The following is a 7,056-nucleotide window of genomic DNA, read 5'->3' on the forward strand; positions in this document are numbered from 1 at the left end:
ACGGGAACGTCAACTCGCTGAACACGTTCGAGGCCTATCTGTCGGCCTCGACCAATGCCGGCATCAATGGCTCGACGCCGGATCTGGTGGCGACCCAGGGCCATACGCTGGATACCGAGAGCTTCGCCAACGCGTTCACGGTGAAGACCGGCGCGGACGGTCTGCAGTCGCTGACCTACGCGCTGAAGATCGCGGCCAACGGCACGTTGACCAACCTGATCGACAGCAACTCCGGTCTCGGCGTCGTGCTGGACCAGAGCGGCAATACGGTGTCCGGCTATGTGGCCGGCCACGACAACCAGGCCGCGTGGCTGGTGTTCACGCTGACGGTCGATCCGGCAACGGGCAATGTGACGCTGACGCAGGATCGTGCGGTGCACGAGAACACCGCCTCGAGCCCGGACACCGGCGAGGGCATCAGCCTGACCGGCGGCCTGGTGACGCTGACGGCAACCGTGACCGACAAGGACGGCGATACGGCGAGCCAGAACCTCGATCTCAGCACCCACGTCACGTTCCACGACGACGGTCCGCATTTCGGCACCATCGACAACGGGATCATCGCGGATGCGGCAGGACTGTCCCTCGTGGGCAACCTGCCGGTGTTCTCAGGGGCCGACGGTTTCGGCGCATACGCGCTGACTTTGGCCGGGGACACCGCACCGGCGGGCCTGATGTTCAACGGCCAGGCGGTGCATTACTCTGTCGACGCGTCGGGACACATCCTGACCGCCTATATCGGTGCGGCTCCGTCGCCAGCGAACGATATCTTCACGCTGACGGTGGATACCACGACCGATCAATACACGTTCGACTTGTTGCAGCCGTTCACGGCCACAACGATCGAGAACGTCGGCAGCGCAACCTCGTTTGGCTCCGGACCCTCCACAGAGCAGATCCTGGGTTCGGCTGCCGACCAACTGGCGGTTATTTCGGGCACGGCCGCTGGCGGTGGCCAGGGTGGCGTGAACGGATCCACCGCCGGTTGGGGCGTCGGCAACAACAACTTCGATGTCAATGAGAAGCTGCTGTTCGATTTCACGAACGGCGCAATCGCCAGCCCGGTCCACAACGCATCGTTCCATCCGCCGGCAAACGAATCGGTGGCGAACTATACGTTCTCCAACTACTCGGCCGGAAACGACATTCACTACGTCGTTTCCTATTGGGACGGAGTGAACGCGGCTTCCATCGTGTCGGTATCGGGTGATTTCGATCCTTCCACACACACTTCGGTTGCTAACGAATGGTCGACGCCCGCGGCGCCAGCCGGCTTGCAGCTCTACACGGTCCAGTTCACGGACGTGTCGGGCAGCGGCAAGGTCGACCTGGTCAGCGTTGGAGTTTCGTCGACCACGAATCTCTCCGAGAATCTGAGCTTCAACGTGGCGACCACTGACGCTGACGGTGACACGGCGGCGGGAACCATCAACATCAACATCAATGGCAGCACGACCCTTCAGGGTACGGCGGGCAATGATGCGATCCAGGGCAGCTCCGCCAATGAGACCCTGATCGGTGGTGGCGGCAACGATACGCTGACGGGTGGTGGCGGCAACGACATCTTCGTGCTGCCGGGTTCGGGAGGCGGACACGACACGATCACCGACTTCTCCGCCCTGGCCGACAAGATCTTCGTCGACGTCGCCAGTCAGAATCTCACGATCGGCACATCGACGGCGATCACGGCTGGTCAATTCACGTCGTCGGCCACAACGGGTGGAACCGAGGCTGCGGCGAGCGCCTGGAACGAAAGCGCCAGCACCAACAAGTTCTTCTTCAACAACACGACGGGAGAGCTCTGGTATTCGGCGAACGGCACCGGCAGCGACAAGGTGGACCTTGCCCATGTGAGCACCGGCGTGCCGGCAGCGGCGAGCATCCACACCTTCTAGGCCACGCCAGCCACAAAAGTGAAAATCCGCGGAGACCAACTCCGCGGATTTTTTTATTGGATCTGGCTTTGCCCGCGTCGCTACATGAGTACGGTCAGGAAGCCCGGGAGCGGGCTTGCCGCGTCAAGCGACTCCACGCCGGTCCATCCGGCATCTGCCGCATTGGCGGCAGCCGGTGCCGCGTCGAGCTCGTCGCCGAGCGGCAGCCGCTTGGCGTAGGGCGCCGCAAACAGCTGGACGCCACGGTCGTTGATCGCAAACATCGGGGTGAAGTTGCCGAGCTCGCCGTCGTCGATCAGCTCGGAGCGGCGGCTGTCCAGGATCAGCCAGTGGCCATCGAGGCGCGCCGCCAGCACGGCATGATCCTGGCGGATGGCGCGATCGCGGCCCAGCACAAGGCGCAGGTCCTCGTGCGGGAAGCCGGCCTCGCTTAGCGCGATGTATTTCGCGATCGCATAGTCCTCGCAATCACCCTTGCCGGTTGCAAAGGTCGCGAGCGGGGCGCTCCAGCGATCGGCCTCGCCGTACTGGGCGAAGTCGCTGACATAACGGACCGCCTGGTTGACGGCCCGGTTGGCCTCATCCAGCCGGTCGCGTCCGGATTTGGACTTGACCGCATTGATCAGGCGGAGGAACTGCGCGGCATTGGGCGGGCAGCCGGTCGCGTTCTCGTGGCATTGCACGAGCACGGTCTGCTCCTTTGCCAGGTCGGCTTCGAGGCCGCGCCATTTGCGCCAGAGGCTGCTCTCCGGCGCGCGGAAGGTGAACAGGCCGAACGGCTCGGTGCCTTCGGGCGGAAGCGGCTTCGCTGCGGGCAAGGCGTCGGTCGCCGTATTCAACGGCGTGAGCGAGGCAGTGCGGATGGCGTTCGGGCCACGGCCGCGCTGCCGGTCGAGCTTGGCGAGGACGTCCGCGATGGTGAAGAAGGTGGCCGGCGGGCGGTTCGATGCGGCGTCCGACGCCGGCGCGAGCTCGGCGGCAGGGTTGCCGAGAGAGCGTTCATCCGCAGCAAACGCGGAATGCGCTACGCAAAGACTTATTGAAAATGCAGCCGCGGCCATGACCGCCGACGAAGCAAACTTCAGCGACTTCATATGACGTCCCCAATACCGGGGACCGTCAACGTCTGTGCGTCGATCTGCGTCCCCGCTGTTATCGGGACGCAAACTGGTGCCTTGGCCGCTTAAGCGGAGTTAAGTGGCGGTGTCAGCTCCGGGGATTGTCGAAAAGGCGGTCAATCCAGGGTTTGCCGGTTCGTTCGAAATTGAACGACCGGGGATCACGATCGGTTAACCACGGTATCCGTGGCACGATCAGCGTTCGCGCAGGGCCTCTTCGCGCAGCAGGCGGGCGGGCTTCACGATGTAGTCCAGGACCGATTTCTCGCCGGTCAGGACTTCGACCGTGGTCACCATTCCCGGAATGATCGGCAGCGGATGCTGCTCGGTGCCGAGGTGGTTTTTGTCGGTTCGCACCATGACCCGATAGAAGGTCTCCGGGCGCTCGGTCTTTTCCGCCTTGTCGTCGACGATCGTGTCGGCGCTGATGCGCTCGACCTTGCCTTTCAGAGATCCGTAGACCGAGGAGTCGTAGGCGCTGATCTTCACTACCGCGTCCTGGTCGGGACGGATGAAGGCGATGTCCTGGGGACGGATCCGGCCTTCCACCAGCAGCGTGTCGTCCAGCGGCACGATATCCATGAGGTTGGCGCCCGGCGCCACCACGGCCCCGATGGTGCTGACATTCAGTTTGTTGACGATGCCGTGGACCGGTGCCTTCAGATCGGTGCGGCGCACCCGATCCTGGGCGGACTTGATATTCTCGTCGAGCACCGCGAGGTCGGCGCGCGACTTGGCCAGATCCTCGTCGGCCTGCGAACGGAAGGACGCGGTAATGTTCGCCATCTTCGATTGCGCTTCGGCCAGCTGCCCCTTCATCTCGGTTGCCTGCCGGTCAAGCCGCAGCATCTCGATCTCGGGCACGACCTTCTGATCATAGAGCTTGCGCGTCAGCGTCTGCTCGCGCTCCAGCAGCTTGAGGGAGCCGGTAAGGCGGGTGACCTGCTGATTGAGGACGTCGATATCCTGCGCGACCTTCTGACCCCGCATCTTGAACACGCTGGCCTCGGTCGCGACGGCGGCGGGAACCATCTTGTCGAGATCATCCGGAAAGGTGATCTCGCTTCGTCCCCGCGCCTCGGCCTCGAGGCGGGCCACCCGCGCCGCCATCGCCGCGCGGCGCTCGCGGATTTCGCCGAACTCGGAGGCGAACTTCGTATCGTCGATGCGCATCAGCGACTGGCCCTGCTGGACGATGTCGCCTTCCCTGACCAGGATGTCGCCGACGATGCCGCCCTCGAGCGATTGCACCACCTGCATCTGCCGCGACGGCACGACGCGGCCGCTGCCGCGCTTGACCTCGTCCAGCACGGCAAAATGAGCCCAGATCAGAAACGTCGCAAGCAGCGCGCACGAGGTCCACAGCAGCATGCGAGAGGTGCGGGGCGTGCGCAGCAGCGCCGCGGACCGGATATCGTTTGCAAATGCAAAATCGGAAGACGCCATAATATTCGCTCGTTATGCAGATTTCGGCTGGATCGTATTCTCCGGCGACGGAGGCGTGGACGCTGGCTTTCCCTGGAGCAGGGCGAGCACCTTGTCGCGCGGGCCGTCGGCAACCAGGCGGCCATTGTCAAACAGCAGCAAGCGATCGACCATGTTCAGCAATGACAGACGATGCGTCGAAATGATGATGGTCATGCGCTCGTCACCGAGGCCCTTGAGGCGTTCTAGGAATTCCTGCTCGCTGCGAATATCGAAGTGCGCGGTCGGCTCATCGAGAAACAGCACGCGAGGCTTGCGGATCAACACGCGCGCGAGCCCGATGGCCTGCTTCTGGCCGCCCGACAGGCTGCGGCCGCCTTCCGAGATCGGCATGTCATAGCCCATCGGGTGGCCGGCGATGAAGCTCTCGACGCCGGAGAGCCGCGCGGCAAGCAGGATTTCCTCGTCGGTCGCTTCGGGTTTGCCAAGGGCGATGTTGTCCCGCAGCTTGCCGAAGAACAGGTCGGTATCCTGCATCGCAAAGCCGATGCCGGTGCGCAGATCCGAAGGATCGTATTGGCGCGAGTCCACGCCATCGACCAAGATGCGGCCTTCCTTCGGCTCGTAGAATCCGAGCAGCAATCTGCCGACCGTGGTCTTGCCGGATCCGACCCGGCCGATGATGCCGACTTTTTCTCCGCCCTCGATCTTGAAGCTGACTTTTTCGAGCGCGTTGCCCGGCGCGTTGGGGTAGGCGAACGACACGTTCTCGAAGGCGACCTTGCCGTCGTCGATCCGTCTCGCGACATAGGATCGGGTCGGCGATCGTTCGCGCTCGATCGACATGATACGGTCGATGGCCTTGAGGGACGACAATGTCTGCGTCCCCTTGGTGATGACGGAGGCGATGCCGGCGATCGGCGCCAGGATGCGGCCGGCGAGCATGTTTGCAGCGACCAGCGCGCCAACGCTGAGCTTGCCGTCGAGGATCAGGAAAATGCCGACGACGACGAGCAGCAGGCTCGTGATCTGCTGGGCCGTGCTCGCGCTGGTCAGCGACATCGACGACCAGAAATGAACGTCCTCGCCGGACCGGGCGGTGGCCGCGACCGAACGCTCCCACAAGGTCTGCATGCGGGCCTCGGCACCGGTCGCACGGACGGTTTCGAGACTGGACAGGGACTCGACGAGTACGCCGTGCCGGGCCGCGGATTCGGCTTGCAGGCGCTTCATTGCGCGATCCAGCGGACGCTGCAGCAGGAAGCCGACCAGCATCACGAGAGGGAGCATGACCAGCGGGATCCAGGCCAGGGGCCCGGCGATGATGAACAGCACCCCGACAAACAGGATGGCAAACAGCAGGTCGGTCGCCGAAACCACGCTGCCGGACGTGAAGAACTCGCGCACCGAGTCGAAGTCGCGGAGCTGATTGGCGATGATGCCCACGGAGGTCGGCCGTTGCGCCATCTTCACCGCCATCACATGCTCGAAGATGTTGGCGGCGAGCACGACGTCGATGGTCTTGCCGGTCACGTCGATCATGCGGCTGCGGACCATGCGGAAGATGAAATCGAAGACGATGCCGAGCCCCATGCCGATCGAAAGGGCGATCAAAGAGGGGATCGCCCCGTTGGGGATGACGCGGTCATAGACGCTCATCGTGAACAGCGGCGTCGCCAGCGCCAGGATGTTGGTCAGGAAGGCGGCGATCGCGATGTGCCCGTAGCTGCGCCAGTGGGCCTTCACCACCGACCAGAACCAGTGGTTCTTGGGGATGTCCCCTGCGGCGACGGTGCGCGCATCGGCTTGCGCAGCGCTTCGCACCAGAAACGCGTAGCCGGTGTAGTCGCCGGCGACCGCGGCAATGTCTGCGACGCGCGGGGCCTTCGGCGTCGCCGGATCAACGATCTTGATCGCCTTGTTCGCTGCATCCACGCCAAGGAGGATAAGCGCAGAGCCGTCCTTCATGATCAGGACGGCCGGCAAGACCAGCGCGGGAATGTCCGAAATGCTGCGCTTGACGGCTTCTGTCTCCAGACCCGCACGTCTGGCCGCGCGATCGTAGAGCGAAACGGACAAGCGGCCGTCCGTGATCGGAAGTCCGCCGAGCAGAGCCTCGCGGCTGACCGCGCGGCCGTGATGGGCCGCGAGATAGCTCAACGACGCGGTGAGGGGATCGTCGCCCAGTGTGCTCGGCCGACTGGTCGCGGCAGGTTTTGAGTTTGAATCGTCCGGCGAGGGGCGGCCGGCGTCAGCCGCCGTGCTGGGGGTACGAAATAACAACTGAAACCTCGACAACCAAAATGGAAATGCAGCAATCGCGTTCGAAGATTTCCGCGCAGACTACAACAAATGGCGAACAAAATCAGCGAAACTTGCTTTAAGTATTAATACGGAATCGAAAGGGCCCCGTTTGGGGCCCTTTCGGAAGTCCTGACCTTGGCCGGCTGGCTTCTATTGAGCGGAACTCGGGAAGGCCGACAGCAGCCAGTGCGGCTTTGTCGATGCATAGGAGCTCGCGTTCGCCGTGACGGACGGATCCGCGTAAATCACGTTCGGGCCGTCCGCAGCGTTCTTTTGCTGCTGCATCCATTCCGAGGAGCCAGGCACGGCCGCGG

General features: G+C 63.5%; 4 protein-coding genes. 1 reads left to right on the plus strand and 3 read right to left on the minus strand.

The features are described from left to right. Positions 1-86 precede the first annotated feature (86 nt). Positions 87-1,895 (plus strand): DUF5801 repeats-in-toxin domain-containing protein, encoded by a 1,809-nt coding sequence (locus tag H8A92_RS38900; RefSeq protein WP_229200566.1) that lies wholly within the window; start codon positions 87-89, stop codon positions 1,893-1,895. 80 nt (positions 1,896-1,975) lie between these two features. Here the strand turns inward: H8A92_RS38900 and H8A92_RS38905 are convergent, their stop codons facing one another. The 3 genes from H8A92_RS38905 to H8A92_RS38915 form a co-directional block, all read right to left on the minus strand. Next, the gene (locus H8A92_RS38905; protein ID WP_229200567.1) at positions 1,976-2,989 is read right to left on the minus strand and encodes a transglutaminase-like cysteine peptidase; all 1,014 of its coding nucleotides are present in this window, start codon (positions 2,987-2,989) and stop codon (positions 1,976-1,978) included. 219 nt (positions 2,990-3,208) lie between these two features. Then, complete coding sequence (locus tag H8A92_RS38910) at positions 3,209-4,459, minus strand: HlyD family type I secretion periplasmic adaptor subunit (protein WP_229200568.1); 1,251 nt, start codon at positions 4,457-4,459, stop codon at positions 3,209-3,211. Between the two features lie 12 nt (positions 4,460-4,471). Next, positions 4,472-6,625 (minus strand): type I secretion system permease/ATPase, encoded by a 2,154-nt coding sequence (locus H8A92_RS38915; protein WP_274613586.1) that lies wholly within the window; start codon positions 6,623-6,625, stop codon positions 4,472-4,474. Positions 6,626-7,056: the final 431 nt, after the last annotated feature.

Source organism: Bradyrhizobium acaciae, assembly GCF_020889785.1.
Classification (GTDB): domain Bacteria; phylum Pseudomonadota; class Alphaproteobacteria; order Rhizobiales; family Xanthobacteraceae; genus Bradyrhizobium; species Bradyrhizobium acaciae.

Excerpts from the sequence above, each read along its gene's own strand:
- H8A92_RS38905 (WP_229200567.1), bottom strand. The coding sequence starts at position 2,989 with ATGAAGTCGCTGAAGTTTGCTTCGTCGGCGGTCATGGCCGCGGCTGCA.
- H8A92_RS38910 (WP_229200568.1), bottom strand. The coding sequence starts at position 4,459 with ATGGCGTCTTCCGATTTTGCATTTGCAAACGATATCCGGTCCGCGGCG.